This is a genomic window from Cellulomonas sp. P2_B4, assembly GCF_056404795.1.
On the sequence record NZ_JBFUDI010000002.1, the window covers coordinates 407,627 to 424,120 of the forward strand.

16 protein-coding genes are annotated in these 16,494 nt (G+C 73.2%); 8 read left to right on the forward strand and 8 right to left on the reverse strand.

Translation table 11 applies throughout. From position 1 onward, the window contains the following. Positions 1-16 precede the first annotated feature (16 nt). Positions 17-1,123, reverse strand: coding sequence for an alanine dehydrogenase (gene ald / locus AC1DZC_RS04510; protein WP_477042398.1), 1,107 nt, complete (start codon positions 1,121-1,123; stop codon positions 17-19). Positions 1,124-1,254: 131 nt separating this feature from the next. Here ald and AC1DZC_RS04515 point away from each other — a divergent pair, with 131 nt between their 5' ends. Beyond that, positions 1,255-1,749, forward strand: a complete 495-nt coding sequence (locus AC1DZC_RS04515; RefSeq protein ID WP_477039197.1) for an Lrp/AsnC family transcriptional regulator — start codon at positions 1,255-1,257, stop codon at positions 1,747-1,749. Here AC1DZC_RS04515 and AC1DZC_RS04520 read toward each other — a convergent pair. Further along, positions 1,746-2,657, reverse strand: a complete 912-nt coding sequence (locus AC1DZC_RS04520; RefSeq protein WP_477042399.1) for an aminoglycoside phosphotransferase family protein — start codon at positions 2,655-2,657, stop codon at positions 1,746-1,748. The genes AC1DZC_RS04515 and AC1DZC_RS04520 overlap by 4 nt on opposite strands. 131 nt (positions 2,658-2,788) lie before the next feature. Here AC1DZC_RS04520 and AC1DZC_RS04525 point away from each other — a divergent pair, with 131 nt between their 5' ends. Genes AC1DZC_RS04525 through AC1DZC_RS04535 form a run of 3 tightly spaced genes read left to right on the forward strand, consistent with a single transcriptional unit; the run spans position 2,789 to position 5,830 of the window. Further along, positions 2,789-3,700 carry a matrixin family metalloprotease gene (locus AC1DZC_RS04525; RefSeq protein ID WP_477042400.1) on the forward strand — a complete coding sequence of 304 codons (912 nt, stop codon included), beginning with the start codon at positions 2,789-2,791 and terminating at the stop codon, positions 3,698-3,700. 36 nt (positions 3,701-3,736) lie between these two features. Next, positions 3,737-4,450, forward strand: coding sequence for an alpha/beta fold hydrolase (locus tag AC1DZC_RS04530; protein ID WP_477039200.1), 714 nt, complete (start codon positions 3,737-3,739; stop codon positions 4,448-4,450). Between the two features lie 42 nt (positions 4,451-4,492). Next, on the forward strand, positions 4,493-5,830 hold the full coding sequence (locus tag AC1DZC_RS04535) for a DNA polymerase IV (RefSeq protein ID WP_477042401.1): 1,338 nt from the start codon (positions 4,493-4,495) through the stop codon (positions 5,828-5,830). A 28-nt stretch (positions 5,831-5,858) separates the two neighbouring features. Here the strand turns inward: AC1DZC_RS04535 and AC1DZC_RS04540 are convergent, their stop codons facing one another. Continuing rightward, a complete protein-coding gene (locus AC1DZC_RS04540; RefSeq protein WP_477042402.1) occupies positions 5,859-7,316 on the reverse strand; it encodes a LamG-like jellyroll fold domain-containing protein in 1,458 nt (485 codons plus the stop codon). A gap of 141 nt (positions 7,317-7,457) precedes the next feature. On the opposite strand from AC1DZC_RS04540, the gene AC1DZC_RS04545 reads away from it, so the two are divergent. Then, positions 7,458-7,823 (forward strand): cupin domain-containing protein, encoded by a 366-nt coding sequence (locus tag AC1DZC_RS04545; protein WP_477042403.1) that lies wholly within the window; start codon positions 7,458-7,460, stop codon positions 7,821-7,823. Here AC1DZC_RS04545 and AC1DZC_RS04550 read toward each other — a convergent pair. Both AC1DZC_RS04550 and AC1DZC_RS04555 read right to left on the reverse strand, forming a co-directional pair. Next, positions 7,820-8,110: a YciI family protein gene (locus tag AC1DZC_RS04550; protein ID WP_477039203.1), complete on the reverse strand. Its 291-nt coding sequence runs from the start codon at positions 8,108-8,110 to the stop codon at positions 7,820-7,822. The genes AC1DZC_RS04545 and AC1DZC_RS04550 overlap by 4 nt on opposite strands. Then, entirely contained in the window at positions 8,107-8,526 is a 420-nt protein-coding gene (locus tag AC1DZC_RS04555; RefSeq protein ID WP_477039282.1) for a ChaB family protein, read from the reverse strand. The genes AC1DZC_RS04550 and AC1DZC_RS04555 overlap by 4 nt, the downstream gene beginning before the upstream one ends. 104 nt (positions 8,527-8,630) lie before the next feature. Here AC1DZC_RS04555 and AC1DZC_RS04560 point away from each other — a divergent pair, with 104 nt between their 5' ends. After that, a complete protein-coding gene (locus AC1DZC_RS04560) occupies positions 8,631-9,587 on the forward strand; it encodes a glycoside hydrolase family 113 (RefSeq protein WP_477042404.1) in 957 nt (318 codons plus the stop codon). Between the two features lie 6 nt (positions 9,588-9,593). Here the strand turns inward: AC1DZC_RS04560 and AC1DZC_RS04565 are convergent, their stop codons facing one another. Both AC1DZC_RS04565 and AC1DZC_RS04570 read right to left on the reverse strand, forming a co-directional pair. Further along, on the reverse strand, positions 9,594-11,381 hold the full coding sequence (locus AC1DZC_RS04565; protein WP_477042405.1) for a YhgE/Pip domain-containing protein: 1,788 nt from the start codon (positions 11,379-11,381) through the stop codon (positions 9,594-9,596). Beyond that, positions 11,381-14,074: an MMPL family transporter gene (locus AC1DZC_RS04570; protein WP_477042406.1), complete on the reverse strand. Its 2,694-nt coding sequence runs from the start codon at positions 14,072-14,074 to the stop codon at positions 11,381-11,383. The genes AC1DZC_RS04565 and AC1DZC_RS04570 overlap by 1 nt, the downstream gene beginning before the upstream one ends. A gap of 143 nt (positions 14,075-14,217) precedes the next feature. Here AC1DZC_RS04570 and AC1DZC_RS04575 point away from each other — a divergent pair, with 143 nt between their 5' ends. Then, positions 14,218-14,832 (forward strand): dihydrofolate reductase family protein, encoded by a 615-nt coding sequence (locus tag AC1DZC_RS04575; RefSeq protein ID WP_477042407.1) that lies wholly within the window; start codon positions 14,218-14,220, stop codon positions 14,830-14,832. Between the two features lie 9 nt (positions 14,833-14,841). Here AC1DZC_RS04575 and AC1DZC_RS04580 read toward each other — a convergent pair whose 3' ends face one another. Then, a complete protein-coding gene (locus AC1DZC_RS04580; protein ID WP_477042408.1) occupies positions 14,842-15,249 on the reverse strand; it encodes a GNAT family N-acetyltransferase in 408 nt (135 codons plus the stop codon). 221 nt (positions 15,250-15,470) lie between these two features. Between AC1DZC_RS04580 and AC1DZC_RS04585 the strand changes: the two genes are divergently transcribed. Beyond that, the gene (locus AC1DZC_RS04585; protein WP_477042409.1) at positions 15,471-16,337 is read left to right on the forward strand and encodes an aminoglycoside phosphotransferase family protein; all 867 of its coding nucleotides are present in this window, start codon (positions 15,471-15,473) and stop codon (positions 16,335-16,337) included. Positions 16,338-16,494 lie beyond the last annotated feature (157 nt).

Genomic DNA, 16,494 nt, shown 5'->3' on the forward strand with positions numbered 1-16,494 from the left:
GAGAGCCGACGCTACGTCAGCGGGACGTGAGCGCCACCTCGTAGCCGTGGGCCTGCGCCACGGCACTGTTGCGCAGCGTTCCCGCGTGCGTGGTCAGGCCCGCCCCGAGCGACGGCAGCGCGGCCGTCGCCCCCTCCCAGCCGAGGTCCGCGAGCGCGGACAGGTACGGCAGGGTCACGTTGGTCAGCGCCCTCGTGGACGTCACCGGGACCGCGCCGGGCATGTTGGCCACGCAGTAGAAGACCGACCCGTGCACGACGAACGTCGGGTCGTCGTGCGTCGTCGCGCGCGTGTCCTCGAAGCACCCGCCCTGGTCCACGGCGACGTCGACGAGCACCGATCCCGGCTTCATCCGCGAGACCAGCTCGTTGGTGACCAGCCTCGGCGCCCGGGCCCCGGTGACCAGGACGGCGCCGATCACGAGGTCCGCGTCGAGCACCTCGCGCTCGACGGCGTACGCGCTGGACGCCACGGTGCGCACGCGTCCACCGAAGACGGTGTCGGTCTCGCGCAGCCGCGGCAGCGAGAGGTCGAGGACCGCGACGTCCGCCCGCATGCCGACCGCGATCTCGGCCGCGTGCCGCCCGACGACCCCGCCACCGAGGACGACGACCTTCGCGGCGTCGACCCCCGGGACCCCGCCCAGCAGCACCCCGGAGCCACCCTCGTTCTTCATCAGGTGGTAGGCGCCGACCTGGGTGGACAACCGGCCCGCGACCTCGCTCATCGGCGCCAGCAGAGGCAGCGTCCCGTCGGGGAGCTGGACCGTCTCGTAGGCGATCGACGTGGTCCCGGCGGCCAGCAGCGCGTCCGTGCCGGGGCGGTCGGCCGCGAGGTGCAGGTACGTGAACAGCACGAGGTCGTCGCGCAGGAACCCGTACTCCGAGGCGACCGGTTCCTTGACCTTGCAGACGAGGTCCGCGCGCGCCCAGACCTCCGCGGCGTCGCCGACGACCGCGGCGCCGGCCGCCAGGTAGTCCTCGTCGCTGATCGCGGAGCCGACCCCCGCACCCGCCTGCACGATGACCTCGTGCCCCGACGCGACCAGGTGGTGCACGCCGGCGGGCGTGATGGCCACGCGGTACTCGCGGTTCTTGACCTCGCTGGGGATGCCGACCTTCATCGGTGGGGCTCCGTCCGGGTGCGTCGAAACTGACTCGACCAGTCTGAACTTCCTGTGTCACAGCCAGATGACAACGGCAGAAGATTCGCTAGATTGCCGTCATGTCCGCATCCGATTCTCCAGTCCGACGTGTGGCCGATTCTGACCGAACGACGTTCGGCCCGGCGCCGGTGCTCGACGACATCGACCGCGACCTCCTGCGTGAGCTCGAGCGCGACGGGCGCATCTCGAACAAGGAGCTGGCCGCCCTCGTCGGGGTGGCGCCGTCGACGTGCCACGCCCGCGTGCGGGCCCTGCGGGACTCCGGGGTGCTGCGCGGCTTCCACGCCCAGGTGGATCCCGAGGCCGTCGGACGCGGGCTGCAGGCGATGATCGCGGTCCGGCTGCAGGCCGCCGCTCGCTCCCGGCTCTCGGAGGTCGCGCACCGCCTGGCGCAGCGTCCCGAGGTGCGCGACGTCTACCTGCTCGCGGGTGTCGACGACGTCCTGGTGCACGTCGCGGTCCGCGACTCCCCCGAGCTGCGCAGGTTCGTCCTGGAGCACCTGAGCACGCGCCCCGAGGTGGCACACACGCAGACGAGCCTCGTGTTCGAGCACGTCCACGCACCCGGCACCGCCGCGCTCTAGAGACCCGCCACCCGCGCCCACGCCCGCGCCCGGTCGAGGCCCTCGCGGGCACCGCGCTCGTCGCCCAACGCGTCCCACGTCCACAGCGCCGACTCCGTGGCCCGTGCCGTCCCCCAGGCCGCGATGCGCCACGGATCGGTCCCGAGATGCTCGGCGACGAGGGCCACCCGCCCCGCGAGCACCGCGTCGTCGTGCCGGAACGGGTCGTCCACCTGCTCCAGCAGCGGCCACGGGTCGTAGGCCGGGTCCCCGCGCATCGGCTTCGGGTCGATGGCGACGAAGGTGGCGGTGCCGGTGCCCGACTGCAGGAGGTTGCCCGGGTTCAGGTCGCCGTGCACGACGACCCCGGGGACCCCGCCCGGGAGCGTCCGCAGCAGAGCGGCGGCGGTGCCCACGTCGACACCGTGCCGGTCGGCCCGCCGCTCGAGGACGTCGGCCCAGGCCGCGCACACGTCGACCATCGAGGCCACCGCCAACGCCGACGTCCCGGGCGCCTCGTGCAGGGTCCTCGCCACGAGCGCGCCCGTCACGAGCTGGTCCGCGGGACTGGCCACGCTGTCGGCCAGCGGGGTGCCCGGCACGACCCGCTCCAGCAGGAGCGCCCAGTCGTCGGGGTCGTGGTCGATCAGCTCCGGGGCGCCGTGGCCGTGCCAGGCGCGCAGCCCCGCCGCCTCGTCGCGCGCCTCGTCGTGCGGGAACACGATCTTGAGCACCACGTCCCGCCCGTCGCGGTCCCGCCCGGGTGCCGTCCAACCGGATGCGCCCGCCTCGAACGGGCGACCCAGGACCAGTCCCCAGCGTTGCGCCGAACGGGTGACCAGGTCCGGCAGCCTCGACAGCCACACGGCGCCGTCGGGAGTCCGTCCCACCCCGTCGCGCACGTTCGCAGGGACCTCCGGAGCACGCATTCGACGAGGTTACCGACGGCTCCGGCTCCCCTCTCGAGCGCTCGCGGCCGGTTCGGGCCGTGTGCGATCCTCTGCGGGACCGGTGCACTCGACGCGGAGCGCCTCCGGGGGCGTACGACCAGGAGGCACGGGTGAGCGGTGGAGACCCGCACGGGTTCGACCCGTGGGTCGACGCGCGCGGGAACGGGCCCCGGACGTCGCTGGTCCCCACTCCTCGGACCCCGCTCGAGGACGAGTTCGGGATCCGGTTCCTCGGTCCTCCGGTGCAGGTGCGTCGCGGCCCACGCCGCGGGTTCGTGCTGTCGATGGTCGTCCTCGTCGCGGCTGCGGCGGTCCTCACCGGCCGCCTGTGGTCGATCGGCCAGAGCTCGGTCCCGCCCGCCGGCTTCGAGGAAGCCGCGACCCCTCTCGGCACCCCGCCTCCCGAGACCATGCAGGCGACCGGCAACCACACGTTCGCAGCGATGCAGCCCGACGGCAGCGGCCCCGTCGCGTGGAGCCCGTGCCGACCGATCCACTACGTCGTGCGTCCCGACGGCGGTCCCGCCAACGGCGCGGAGCTGATCGCCACCGCGGTCGCGCGGGTGTCGGCCGCGACCGGGCTGGTGTTCGTCGACGACGGGCTGACGCAGGAGGCGCCGAACGTCGACCGCGACGCCTACGAGCCCGAGCTCTACGGGAAGCGTTGGGCGCCGGTGCTCGTGGCCTGGTCGACGCCCGAGGAGACCCCGGCGCTGGCCGGCGACACCGTGGGGATCGGCGGCTCCGCCCCCGTCACGCGAGCGGGGCTGTCCGTCTACGTCACCGGGTCGGTCACCCTCGACGGACCCGGGTTCGCGGAGCTGCTCGCCACCCCGAGCGGCACCACCAGCGCCTACGGCGTGATCACGCACGAGCTCGGGCACGTCGTCGGGCTCGACCACGTCGAGGACCCGAACCAGCTCATGTACCCCCGCGCCTCGCCCGCCGTCACCACGTTCCAGCCGGGTGATCTTGCGGGCCTCGCCGCGCTCGGGACGGGTTCCTGCGCGCCCCAGCTCTGAGTCTCTCTCACGAAACTCCCAGGAGAGCCGATTACCTTGCCAGAGGCCCCGACCGTCCGGTCGGCCTCCCGACGCAAGGAGCACGCCATCCACCGTCGCCCGATCGTCCTCGTCCACGGCACACGGACGTCGTCGGCGATCTGGCGACGACAGGTCGACGCGCTGGAGCGGTCCGGTCACCGGACGATCGCCATCGACCTGCCGGGGCACGGCACACGCACCGGGGAGCGGTTCAGCCTGGCCGGTGCGCTCGACGCGATCGACGGCGCCGTCGACAGCTGCTCCGAGCCCCCGCTGCTGGTCGGGCTCTCCCTCGGCGGCTATGCGAGCCTGGCGTACACCCGTGAGCACGAGACGAAGATCGCCGGCGTCGTCCTGGCGGGCTGCTCCACCGAGATCAAGGGCAAGCCCGTCAGCGCCTACCGACGGGTCGCCCATCTCGTGGCCCGCACCCTGCGTCCGCGCGGCGGCTCCTGGCACGTCGTCACCGACATGCTCACCTCGCTCGCCGGCTACTCCCCGCTCGCCGACCTGCGCCGCACCGCCGTCCCGGTCTGGCTGGTCAACGGCAGCCGCGACCCGCTGCGCCTCGACGAGCGCCGCTACCTCGAGGCCCGTCCCGGCACGCGCCTGACGGTCGTCCCGCGTGCCGGTCACGACGTCAACGCGCACGCGCCCGTCGCGTTCAACCGGGTGCTGCTCAACGCCCTGCACGAGCTGCGGTCGCGCGACTCGTTCGCCATCGCCTGACGCATGTCGCCGGCTCGGTCGGCGACCGGGCAGAGTGGGCCCGTGGTCGACCGCCTGCGCACCCGTGCGACCGTGCTGCACGCCGACGCCGACTCGTTCTTCGCGGCGGTCGAGCAGCGCGACAAGCCCTCGCTGCGGGGCAAGCCCGTGCTGGTCGGCGGCACCGGTCCGCGTGGGGTCGTCTCGACCGCGTCGTACGAGGCACGGCAGGCGGGCGCGCGGTCGGCGATGCCGATGAGCCGGGCGCGACGCCTCGCACCGGCGGCGGCCGTCCTGTTCCCTCGCTTCGAGGCCTACAGCGCGTACTCGCGCGCGATCATGGCCGAGCTCGCGACCCTCTCGCCGGTGGTCGAGCAGCTGAGCATCGACGAGGCGTTCGTCGACCTGGAGGACGGAACCTTCGCCGACGACCCGTCGGGTGCGGCGGCCGACGTCCGCGCACGGATCCGGGCCCTGACCGGGCTCGCGGTGTCGATCGGGATCGGCCGGACCAAGCTCGTCGCCAAGCTCGCCTCGGAGGCCGCCAAGCCCGACGGGCTCCGGCTCGTGGAGCCTGCCGACGAGGACGCGTTCCTCCTGCCCCTGCCCGTGCGCGCCGTGCCGGGCATCGGGCCGGCGACGGCGGCGGCGCTCGAACGGCTCGACGCCCGGACCGTCGCGGACCTGCGACGCCAGCCGCTCGACGTCCTGACCATGACGGTCGGCGAGTCGTCGGGGGCGAACCTCTACCGTCTGGCCCGTGGCATCGACCCCCGGCCGGTGACGGTGGGAGCAGAGCGCAAGTCGGTGGGCGCCGAGCGCACGTTCGCCGCCGACATCTTCGGTCGCGACGCCATCACCACCGCGATCGACGCGGTGACCGACGAGGCGCTGCGCCGGCTCACCGCGCACGGCGGGGGCGCGCGGACCGTCGTCGCCAAGGTGCGGTTCGCGGACTTCACGACGCTCACCCGGTCGATCACGCTCCCGCAGCCCTCCGCGGAGCCCGCCGAGCTGCGCGCGGCGGCCCACCAGGCGGCGCTCGCCGCCGGCCTCACCGACTCCGTGCGGCTGCTCGGGGTCTCGTTCCACAACCTCTCGGCGCACGCCCAGCTGACGCTCCCCTGGGACGCCGACGACCTCGACGTCGAGCCGGAACCGCTCGACCTGCCGGCCGAGGACCCGAGCCAGGCGCGACCGCTCACCGAGGAGAACGCCCGCCCCGGTCTCGACATCGAGCACCCGACCCGTGGCCGGGGCTGGGTCGTGCACGTGCGCGGCCGCGAGGCGACGGTCCGGTTCGAGTCCGTCGACACCCCTCCGGCGCGCTCCCAGGTGCTCGACCTGGACGCGGAGCCGCTGATGCTCGTCCCGCCGCTCGTCGCGCTGGAGCCGTCCTAGCCTCGGCGGCGCCCGGCGCGACGACTGCTCAGACGGTGCCCGCGGCGCAGGAGCGCCGCACGTCCGTGACGGTCTGCGCCACACCCTCGAGCACGCGCACCGAGCCGACCGCTCCCGCGAACGGCGCGGCTCCCCCGAAGGCCTGGCCGACCAGCAAGGGGCCGGACGCCGACCACGGCGTCGTGAACGCGACGGGACCGCTCGCCACGGGCACCCCGCTGCCGGGCTTGGCGGCCGACCCGAGCGTGCAGACGAACAGCGACACGGCGCCGGTCGTGGCGTTGTGCACGCCCGTGAGCTCGACCCACGAGCCCGGCTCGACGGCAGCGGCCGACCGCACGACGGCCTGCGGCGCGGCCGCGGAGTCCGATGTCGGCAGGGCGAAGCTCCAGCAGGCCGCGACGCCCGCGGCGCAGCCCTCGGACGTGTAGCCGAGCGTGAACGCGCTCGTGCTGGTGCCGTCCTGGCTCAGGACCGTCCCGCTGGTGCCGGTCGCGTCGAGACGCGCGAACGCGACCGCGGTGAACGTGCCGCCCGTGTTCACGACCGAGCCCACCGTCTGCGCGCCGTCGGCCACCGAGTCCAGGAGAAGGGCACGGTCGGTGGGGCGGTTGGCGAGCTCGGCCAGCGGGCCCCCGGTCCAGCCGGTGCTCGGGGTGAGCGCGAGGGACGCGCCCCCGGCGGCCTCGGCGCCGACCGCTCCGGCTCCCTCGTCGAGGAGCCAACGCCCCCCGCCGGTGACGACCGGGGAGGCGACGGTGAACGTGTAGATCCGGGCATCACTGACGTTCCCGGCGGCGTCGACGGCCTGGACCGACAGGGTCTGTGGGCCGGGCGCCGTCGGGGTGTAGGCGATCGTCGGCGTCGCGGCCGGGACGGAGCCGCTCGCGGCACCGCTGAACCCGTAGACGTACGACACGACGTCCGATGTGTCGCTGAGCGTGAACGAGCCCCGCAGACCGGTGCCTCCCGAGGTGGCGCCCTCGACGTAGACGGCCGGCTCACCGGCGACCGGCGTGACGCTCGGGACCGCGGGGGCGACGCTGTCGACCGTGAACTGGCACAGCCTGGGCAGGGCCCAGTGGCCGGACGCGTCTCGGCCGCTCACGACCCAGGTGTAGGTACCCCCGTCGGCGAGCCTGCCCGCGGGCACCCGGACGGAGTGCGCGGCACCGGAAGCCTGCGCGGCCGTCGCGGTCGGTCCCCACACGATCCTCCCGCGCGAGTCGAGGATGCCGAACGTCGCCGAGGAGCTCGTCCCCTCGGGGTCCCTCAGCACGGCTCGCAGGGTCGGCGTCGTCGAGCGGATGGTCGGGCGTGCGGCGCCGACGGCGCACGACGAGACCGGGTCGACAATGCCGGCCTCGGACACGACCGGCGGGCGGTTGACCGGCTTGGCCACTGCGGAGGCGGAGACTGCCGGGACGACCACCGCGACGGCGGCGACGATCGCCACCGCGCCGGCTCGGAATCGGGAAACGCGCATGTCTCGAATGCCCCCTGGCTTCGTCGCCGGCGACCCGTGCCCCGGCCTGCACCGGCAACCTATCGGCTGAGTGCGACATTTCGGGCGGCTTTCGGCACGCGGACGGGTGACTGCGCGCAGCCGCCGACCTAGGCTCGACGGATGCCTCCGGTGCGCAACATCCAGACCGCGCTCGACACGATCACCCAGCCCTGGCAGCCCCACCGCCTGGCCACGGTCAACGACTACGACGTCAAGGTGGTCAAGCTCGACGGCGAGTTCGTCTGGCACAGCCACCCGGACACCGACGAGCTCTTCCTGGTGGTCTCCGGGCGCCTCACCATCCAGCTGCGCGACGGCGACGTCGAGCTCGGCCCGCAGGACGTCTACGTGGTGCCGAAGGGCGTCGAGCACTGCCCGAGGGCCGACGGGTTGGTGTGCGCCCTGCTGGTCGAGCCGGCGGGCACGGTGAACACCGGCGACGCCGGCGGCGAGCGGACGTCACCGCTGCGCGACCTCGGCGACTAGCGGCGGCCGTCCAGCCGGATCGTCCAGGGCTCGACGGCGTCGACGACCAGGTGCGACCCGCTCCACGGGTCGGCCGCGAGCACCTCGCGCACGGCGTCGGCCGAGTCCGCCTCGATCGCCTCGACGACGCGGACCTCGTCGGCCAACGGCCCTCCGAGCACCACGAAGCCCGAGGCCACGAGCCCGTCCATGAACGCGGCGTGCTGCGTCCAGCCGGACTGCTCCTCCAACGGGACACCCGGCTGCCAGAGCGGTCCGGACCGCCGCAGCCCGACCAGGAACATCACGTCGCGCGCCGGCTGCGTCGGTCGTTCTCCCTCTCGATCGCCCCGACCAGCTCGTCCTTGGTCATCGACGACCGGCCCGCGATGTCGAGCTCCTTGGCGACGTCGTACAGGTGCGCCTTCGACGCGTTCGCGTCGACACCCCCGGCCGTCGGGGCCGTCGACCCGTAGCCCTCCTCGGCACGCTCGTCGCTCGGGCCGTTGTGCTCCTTGGGGCGCCAGCTGTCGCCGACCTTCTCGTGCGTGTGCTTGAGCGCGGCGAACGCGACCCGGTGAGCGGCCTCCTCGTCACCGTCGTACTGCTCGATCGCTGCGTCGTACGCGTGGGCGTAGGTGCGCTGCGCCTTCTCGTCGGATCGCTGCAAGGTGGCCGGCAGCTCGCTCTGCCTGGCGGCACCGGACCTCGCGGTCTTGGGCATGGTCGCCTCCCGTCGTCGGACCTCGATCGTCACGCCGCGGGCGTCCGTCCGCGACTCCAGGGACACTTTGTTCAATTGCCGAAGTAAGTCGTAGGGTGGGGTTCGTGATCACCGACGACACCTACGTGGCAGGCATGACCTGGGGCTGGACCGGCGTGCGCGGCACGTGGGCGGACGCCGAGGCCGAACGGTCGATGGACCTGATGGTCGAACGGCTCGGCGTGACGTGGACCGCGATAACGTTCGCGGCTCTGCAGGACACGGCGCAGTCCACCGAGATCCACTTCCGCGACGAGCCCACCGTCACGGACGACGAGGTCCGCTGGGCGGTCCGCGCGGCCAAGGCACGGGGCCTGAAGGTCGTCCTGAAGCCCGTGGTCAACGTGGCCGACGGCACCTGGCGCGCACACATCAACTTCTTCGACATCGAGGTGCCGCCCGAGCCCAAGTGGTCGCACTGGTTCGCCAGCTACACCGAGTTCATCGTCCACCACGCGCGCATCGCCGCGCAGGAGGGCGTGGAGATGCTCTGCATCGGGTGCGAGATGGTGCAGACGGACCGCCGCGAGGCCGAGTGGCGGTCGCTGATCGCGCAGGTGCGGGCGGTCTACGACGGGGTGCTCACCTACAACTGCGACAAGTACCAGGAGGACCACGTCGCCTGGTGGGACGCGGTCGACGTCGTCTCGTCGTCCGGCTACTACCCTGTCGACGACTGGGAGAACCAGCTCGACCGCATCGAACCGGTGGTCACGAAGCTCGGGAAGCCGTTCTTCTTCATGGAGGCGGGCTGCCCGAGCCGCGAGGGCTCCCCCGCCATCCCCAACGACTGGACCCTGCAGGGCGAGCCGTCGCAGCAGGCGCAGGTCGACTGGTACGAGGCCGCGTTCGGTGCGTGCGCGCGGCGGGACTGGGTGCGCGGCTTCATGCTCTGGGACTGGCCGGCACGGGTGTACGACGAGTCCGCCGCGGCCGGCGACTCGGACTACTCCGTGTTCGGCAAGGCCGCCGAGACCGTCATCCGCGACGCCTACGCGCAGCAGGTGGCCCGCCGGGGCTGATGCCGGTCAGGCTGCCGCGAGCTCGCCGGCGCGGACCCGGCGACGGGACCCGACCCCGACGAGGACGAGCAGCGCGCCGAGGAGTCCGAAGACGACGAGGGCGAGCACGTCGGCCCACACCGTCGAGCTTCCCGTGAGCGCGCCGAGCAGCAGCCCGAGCGCGGACGTCGTCGGCAGGAGTCCCGCGACGGTGTCGAGGGCGGGCGGCACGGTCGACGAGAGGCCCACCGCCAGCGCGACCACGGCCACGAGGACCGCGACGAACCGTCCGACCCCTCCCAGCGCGGCGGCGAGGCCCTGGTTCACGACGGCGAACACGAGCCCGACGAGCGCGGCCGCGGCGACGAACCCGAACCACTGACCGGCGTCGACGTGCGCCGCGAACAGCACCGCGATCCCGACGACGACTCCCTGGACGACGCCGAGCACCGCCCCGGGCAGCAGGGAGCGCAGGACGAGCGACGTGGACGACTCGGCCGTGAGCAGCGCCGAGCGCGGCGGCAGGGCCGGTCGGACGTACGCGACCACCAGCGCGCCGATCCAGAGCGCGATCACGGCGAAGAAGGGGACGGCCTGCAGGCCGGGCTCGGGGTGGACCTGGTCGGCCCGGACGGGCTGGGCGGCGACCGTCGCGAGGATGCCGACGTCGTCGGCGGTGTAGGTCGGGATCTGGCCGACGGCCTGCGCGAGCCCGTCCGCGAGCTCGGTCGCGCCGGTCGAGAGCTGGGTGGCGCCCGCCTGCACGCCCTGGCTGCCGGTGACCAGCTCGGACGCCCCGGTGCTCGCCTGGTCGACCCCGGTCGCGACGTCGGCCGCACCCGACGCGGCGCTGTCGATCCCGTCGACGAGCTCGGGCATCTCGGCGGCGAGCGACCGGTTGCCGGCCGCGACGCGGTCTGCCACTCCTGCGAGCTCGTCGACGTCGCCGCTGGCGCCCTGGAGCCGCAGCAGCGCGTCCGAGGCCTGCGTGCATGCGGGGCCGGGGGTCTGGCAGATCGTCGCGACGGCCGCTGCCAGCTGGTCGGTCGCGGCGTCGAGCTGGGCGGCCGCGGTGTCGGTCGCCGTCGCGACGCCGGCCGATCCCCGGGCGAGGGCGGCCGTGTCCGCGGGCAGGTCCTGCGCGCCCGACGAGAGCTCCGCCGTCCCGTCCGCGAGCGCCTGCGCGCCCGTGTCGAGGGTCTGCAGGCCCGACGCGAGCTGCTCGGCGCCGGTGGTCAGCTGTCCCGCCCCGTCCGCGAGCGAGGTCGCGCCGGTCGCGAGGTCGGTGGCTCCGGCCGACGCCTGGGCGATCTGCTCGTCGACCGTGGTGTAGCCCTGGAGCACCTGGGCGATGAACTGCTCGGTGAGCTGGTGGTTCAGGGCGGCGACCGCCGCGTCGCTGACCGCCTGCGTGAGGGCCGGGTCCAGCAGCGCCGACGTCGGGGCCGTCTCGATCCGCACGTCGGCCTGGTGCGCGCTCTGGGCGGCGCCGGAGAACGACGTGGCCGCCTCGGAGAAGTTGGCCGGGATGTTCACGACGGCGACGTAGGACCCCGACTCCAGGCCCTCGGCGGCGTCCTCGTCGTTTGTCAGGACCCAGTCGAAGCCGTCGTCGGCCCCCATCAGCCCGGCGGCGAACTGGCGTCCGACCGGCACGGTCTGGCCGTTCAGCGTGACCGGGACGTCGTCGTTGACGATCGCGGCCGTGATCCGGTCGAGGTCGTCCGTCGGGCTCGACAAGGCCCACGTGAGGATCCCGGCGATGGCGAGCGGAAGGACGACGAGCCCGACCGCGGCGGCTCTTCCGGCGCGCATCAGCCCACCGTCACGACGGTCGGGAGGTCGAGCCGGTGCACGACGCGCGACTCCGGGATGACGTCGTCGACGACCGCGTCGACGCGGCACGCGAGCACGAGGGTCCGGAGCCCGGCCTCGGTCAGGGCCGCGCGGACCGCCTCGCGGGTGCGGGGGTCGGCGATGGTGTCGACGCCGTCGACGAGCAGGACCGACACGGGACCGTGCAGCCCGGCACGCAGGTCGGCGACCGGGTCCGACCGCAGCGCGAGGTCCACGTAGGAGGTGCGACGACGGACCGAGCCCGCGCGCTGCGGCAGCACGAGGCCGGCGACCTTGACGTGCCCGTCGAGCACGTCCGCCCGCCCGGCGAGCGCGAGCAGCACCCGCTGCCGGTCTGCGTGCGACCCCCCGCTGACCACCAGCACGTCGCCCGCCGGCACCAGCATGTCGATCTGGGCGGCGCCCCCGACGCGCATGCCGTCGGCGGCGAGCGCGATGCTGGCTCCCTCGGGCCAGCCCGTGAGCGCCAGCTCCTTGGCCAGCCCCTCGCCCTCGACGTCGAAGTGGGGCAACGCCCGGTCGAGCCAGCCCGGGAACCACCAGGCGCGGTCCCCGAACAGCGCGAGCACGGCGGGGATGAAGGTCATCCGGACGACGAACGCGTCGATCGCGACCCCGACCGCGAGCCCGAACGCGATCGGCTGGATGTTCGCGTCTCCCTCGGGGATGAACGCCGCGAAGACGGCGACCATGATGATCGCCGCGGCCGTGACCACCCGCGCGGAGCTGACGAACCCCTGCTCGACCGCTCGGTCCGGGTCGCCGTGGTGCACGTAGTCCTCGCGCATGCGGCTGACCAGGAAGACCTCGTAGTCCATCGCCAGGCCGAACAGGACGCCCATGAGGATGATCGGCATGAAGCTGACCACCGACCCCACCGACGCGACGTTCAGCGGCCCGGCGAGGAACCCGTCGACGAACACCAGCGAGGTGAGACCGAAGGCGCCAGCGATCGACAGGACGTAGCCGAGGGCCGCCGTCACCGGCACGACGATCGACCGGAACACCATGGCGAGCAGGACGAGCGACAGGCCGACGATGATCAGCCCGAACGGCAGCAGCGCAGCCGCGAGCTGTGCGGAGATGTCGATCCCGGCCGCGGTGTAGCCGGTGACGGCAAGGTCGACCTGGTACTCGTCCTCGAAGTGGTCGTGCATCGCGCGCAGCGCCGCCACCAGGTCGGCGGTCGCCTCCGAGTCCGGCGACCCCTCGGGAACCACCTGGATGATCGCGGTGTCGCCGGTCTCGTTGGGGGTCGCCAGCGGCACCGACGCGACGCCCGGGACCTGCTCGATCTCGGCCGCGACATCGTCGACGAGGCCGACGGGGTCGGTGCTCTGGATGACCGACCCGGTGACGACCAGGGGCCCGTTGTAGCCGGGGCCGAAGTGCTCGGCGACGAGATCGTAGGTGATGCGGGCCGGCTCCTGCTCGTCCAGGGCACCCGCGTCGGGCAGCGCCAGCCGCAGGCCGGCCGCGGGGATCGCCAGCGCGCCGAGCACGAGGACGACCGCGGCGACGGTCACGACCGGCCACCGTGTCACCGCCCGCACCCAGCCGAGGACGATGCCGACGCGCTCCTTCGGGACCTCGTCCTCGTCCTCGGCCTGGGGCGCGTCCGGGCGGTACCGCTTCGGCGCCACCCGCCAGCCCGCGAACCCGAGCAGCGCGGGCGTCAGGGTCGTGGAGACGACCACCGCGATCCCCACCGCCATCGCGGCCGCGAGCCCCATCGTCGTCAGGAACGGGATGCCCGCGACGCTCAGCCCCAGCAGCGCGATGATGACGGTCGTCGCCGCGAACACGACCGCCGAGCCCGCCGTCGCTACCGCGCGGGACGCCGACTCCTCCGGCTCGATCCCCTGCTTCAGCTGGTCCTGGTGGCGCGCCAGGATGAACAGCGCGTAATCGATGCCGACCGCCAGGCCGAGCATGAGCGCGAGCAGCGGGGTCGTCGACGTGATCGTCGTGAAGCCCGTGGCCAGGAACACGATCGCCAACGACGCGCCGGCACCGAGCAGGGCGGTGATCAGGGGCATCCCCGCCGCCGCGAGCGTGCCGAACGTCACGAGCAGGACGACGAACGCGACCGCGATCCCGACGAGCTCGGTGGCGCCGATCCCCGCGGACCCCTGCGCGAAGAGCTGCCCACCGACCGCGACCTGCGACCCGGGGGGCAGGGCCTTCTCGAGCGTCGCGCCCGCCTCCTGCAGCGCGTCGGACGTCTCCGGGAGCACCGACGTCGTCCCCACGGACAGCTGGACGGGCACGAGCACGGCCGAGTGGTCGGTGGCCAGGTTCGCCGTCGACGAGCCGTACGGCGAGGACGCCCCGGAGACCTGCGGGATCTCCGTGATCGCGGTGACCGTCGCCTCGACGGCCGCCTCGAAGTCCGGGTCCGTGACGTCGCCGCCGTCCGGAGCGACGGCGATCAGCTGTGCCGACGTGCCGCTGAACTGCGGGAACGTCCTCCCGAGGGCGTCCAGCGCGTCCTGCGACTCGGTGCCCGGGATCTTGTACGTGTTGTCGGTCCCGGTGCCGAGGAGCCCGGCGGCCACGAGGAGCACCGCGAGCACGCCGACCCAGAGCAGCACCACCAGTCGCCGTGACCGGTAGGCCCAGCGGCCGAGCGTGGAGAGCGCGGAGGACATGGATGCCTGCTTCGCTGCAGCCGCGGTCCGACGTCCGGCGGCGGTACTTTCAACGTAGGCCCGCTCGCGCGGCGGGCACAAGAGTGCTTCCCACCTGCGGCTCCGCCGAGCCGCGTCCCGGCCGACGACCCACGGAGGACCTCATGGCGACGATCGTCTCCACCCTGTTCAGCTCTCTCGACGGCGTCGTCGAGATCGACCCGACATGGCACTTCCCGTACTTCGACGCGAACATGGGCGCCGCGGTGACCGAGGACTACGAGGACGTCGACGTCCTCCTCCTGGGGCGCGTCACCTACGACAGCTTCGCCGGCGCCTGGCCCGACCGGGAGGCCGCCGGCGGCGAGGACGCCACGTTCGCGGCGCGGCTCGGCGACATGCGCAAGGTCGTCGCAACCCGGGGCTCGCAGGACCTCGGCTGGCGCAACGTCGAGAAGGTCGACGGCGAGCTCGTCGCCGCCGTCGCCGAGCTGAAGAAGGCGCCAGGGAAGATCCTCGTCGCCGGCTCGGTCTCGGTGGTCCGCCAGCTGCTGGCCGCCGGTCTCCTCGACGAGCTCCGCCTGCTGGTGCACCCCGTCGCCGCGCGCAAGGGCGAGCGCCTCTTCGACGAGGGCGAGCCCATCTACCCGCTCACGCTGCTGCGCTCGGACGTCTTCCCGACCGGCGTCGTCCGCCTGATCTACGCGCCGGGCGCACTGCCGAACGACGCCGCGTACGAGGACGTCACCGACAAGGTCCCCGGCGCGGCCGACGCATAGGCGCCGGGCTCAGCGCAGCCGCATCAGGCCGGCGCTCGTCGGGGTGAAACCGCACGCGTCGAGGTAGAAGGTGCGCAGGTCGTCGTCGAAGTCGACGTGCAACCACGCGCACCCGGCAGCGGCCGCGTGCTCGCGCGCGACCTCGATCAGTCGGACCCCGATCCCTCGTCGGCGAGCGCGCAGAGCGACCGACGTGTCCTCGATGAACGCGTGCTCGAGCCCGTCCCAGATGACGTTGACGGAGCCGACCATGCCGTCGCGGTCCCGGGCGACGACCCAGCCGAGGCTGAGGCGGGCGAGCCGGTCGTTCCAGTCGTCGTCGGACGGGTGGTGCTCGAACGCCTCCGCGTGCAGGGCGTTGGCCTCGTCGTTGGTGAACGAGCCGCGCCACTCGTAGGTCGTTTCGCTGGTGGTCATCGTGCGAGTCTCGCCGTCACGGAGCCGACGTTCCTGCGAATTCTCTCGAGCGCGCGAGGACGAACGAGCAGGCACGCCGGTGAGGGCGCGAGCGCGACGCCACCTTGACCGACCCACGCGCACGTCGAGCCGCCGTTCCTCCCATCGTCCACCGACTGCGATCCGGTGTCCGTGCCCGTTAGCGTGGCTTGGTGATCAGCGTGCCCCCGTCGTTCCGAGCGATGCCGCGCTGGTGGCGTGGCGGGACGGAGTGGCTGGACGGCCTGCCGGGCCTGGTCGACGCCCAGTGCGAGGTGTGGGGCCTGCAGGTCGACGGTCTTCCCCTGCACGGGTCCAACGCGATCGTGGTGCCGGTTCGAGGAGGTCCACGTGGGGACGACGCCCTGGCACTGCGCATGACTCCACCAGGCGACGATCTCTCGGCTCTGGTGGAGGCTCTGCGGTTCTGGGACGGTCGCGGGACCGTGACGCTGGTTGACGTCGACGTGCCCGCGGGTGCGCTGCTCCTCGAACGCCTGGACGCCCGGCGTTCGCTGTCCTCTCTCCCGCTCGACGACGCGATCCCCGTTCTCGCCCGAACGATGCTGCGACTCGCGCGCCCGGCGCCCGCCCACGTGCCGTCGACCACGCAGCGACCCCTCGAGGAACGCGCGACGCTCGTCGCGGCGTGGCACTCCGCAGGGGCAGGGCGCCACGCCACGCTGGCGCAGTTCCATGCCGCCGAAGAGGCAGCCGACCTGCTCAGCGCAACCAGCTCCGACCTCGCGGCCAATGCGGACCTGCATGCGGGCCAGGTTCTGGCAGGTTCGCGGGAAACATGGCTGGTGGTCGATCCGGTCCTCTTGCGCGGCGACATAGAGTGCGACCTCGCGCGCGTGCTGTGGAGCCGAATCGACGAGATGGCCGACTCCCATGAGGTTCTGGGGCATCTACGGACGGTCGTCGACATCGCCGGGCTCGACGAGCGACGCGCGCGGGCGTGGGTGCTCTATCGCGCGGCGTCGTACCTCCTGTGGTGCCTCGAGCACGGGCTGACGGAGGATCCTCGACGATGCGGCCGACTGCTCGACGCAGTGCTACCCCGGTAAGCGTGGAGCCGGGTCGTCAGCGAGTGAACGCTGCGAAACTCACGGTTCCCCGGGTGTGGTGCCGCGGACGCCCTGCAGACATGCCTGGACGGCTGCGGTCCTGGGCAAAACACGAAAGGCTCTGACCCGGCGTTTCCGCAGGTCAGAGCCCTCATGC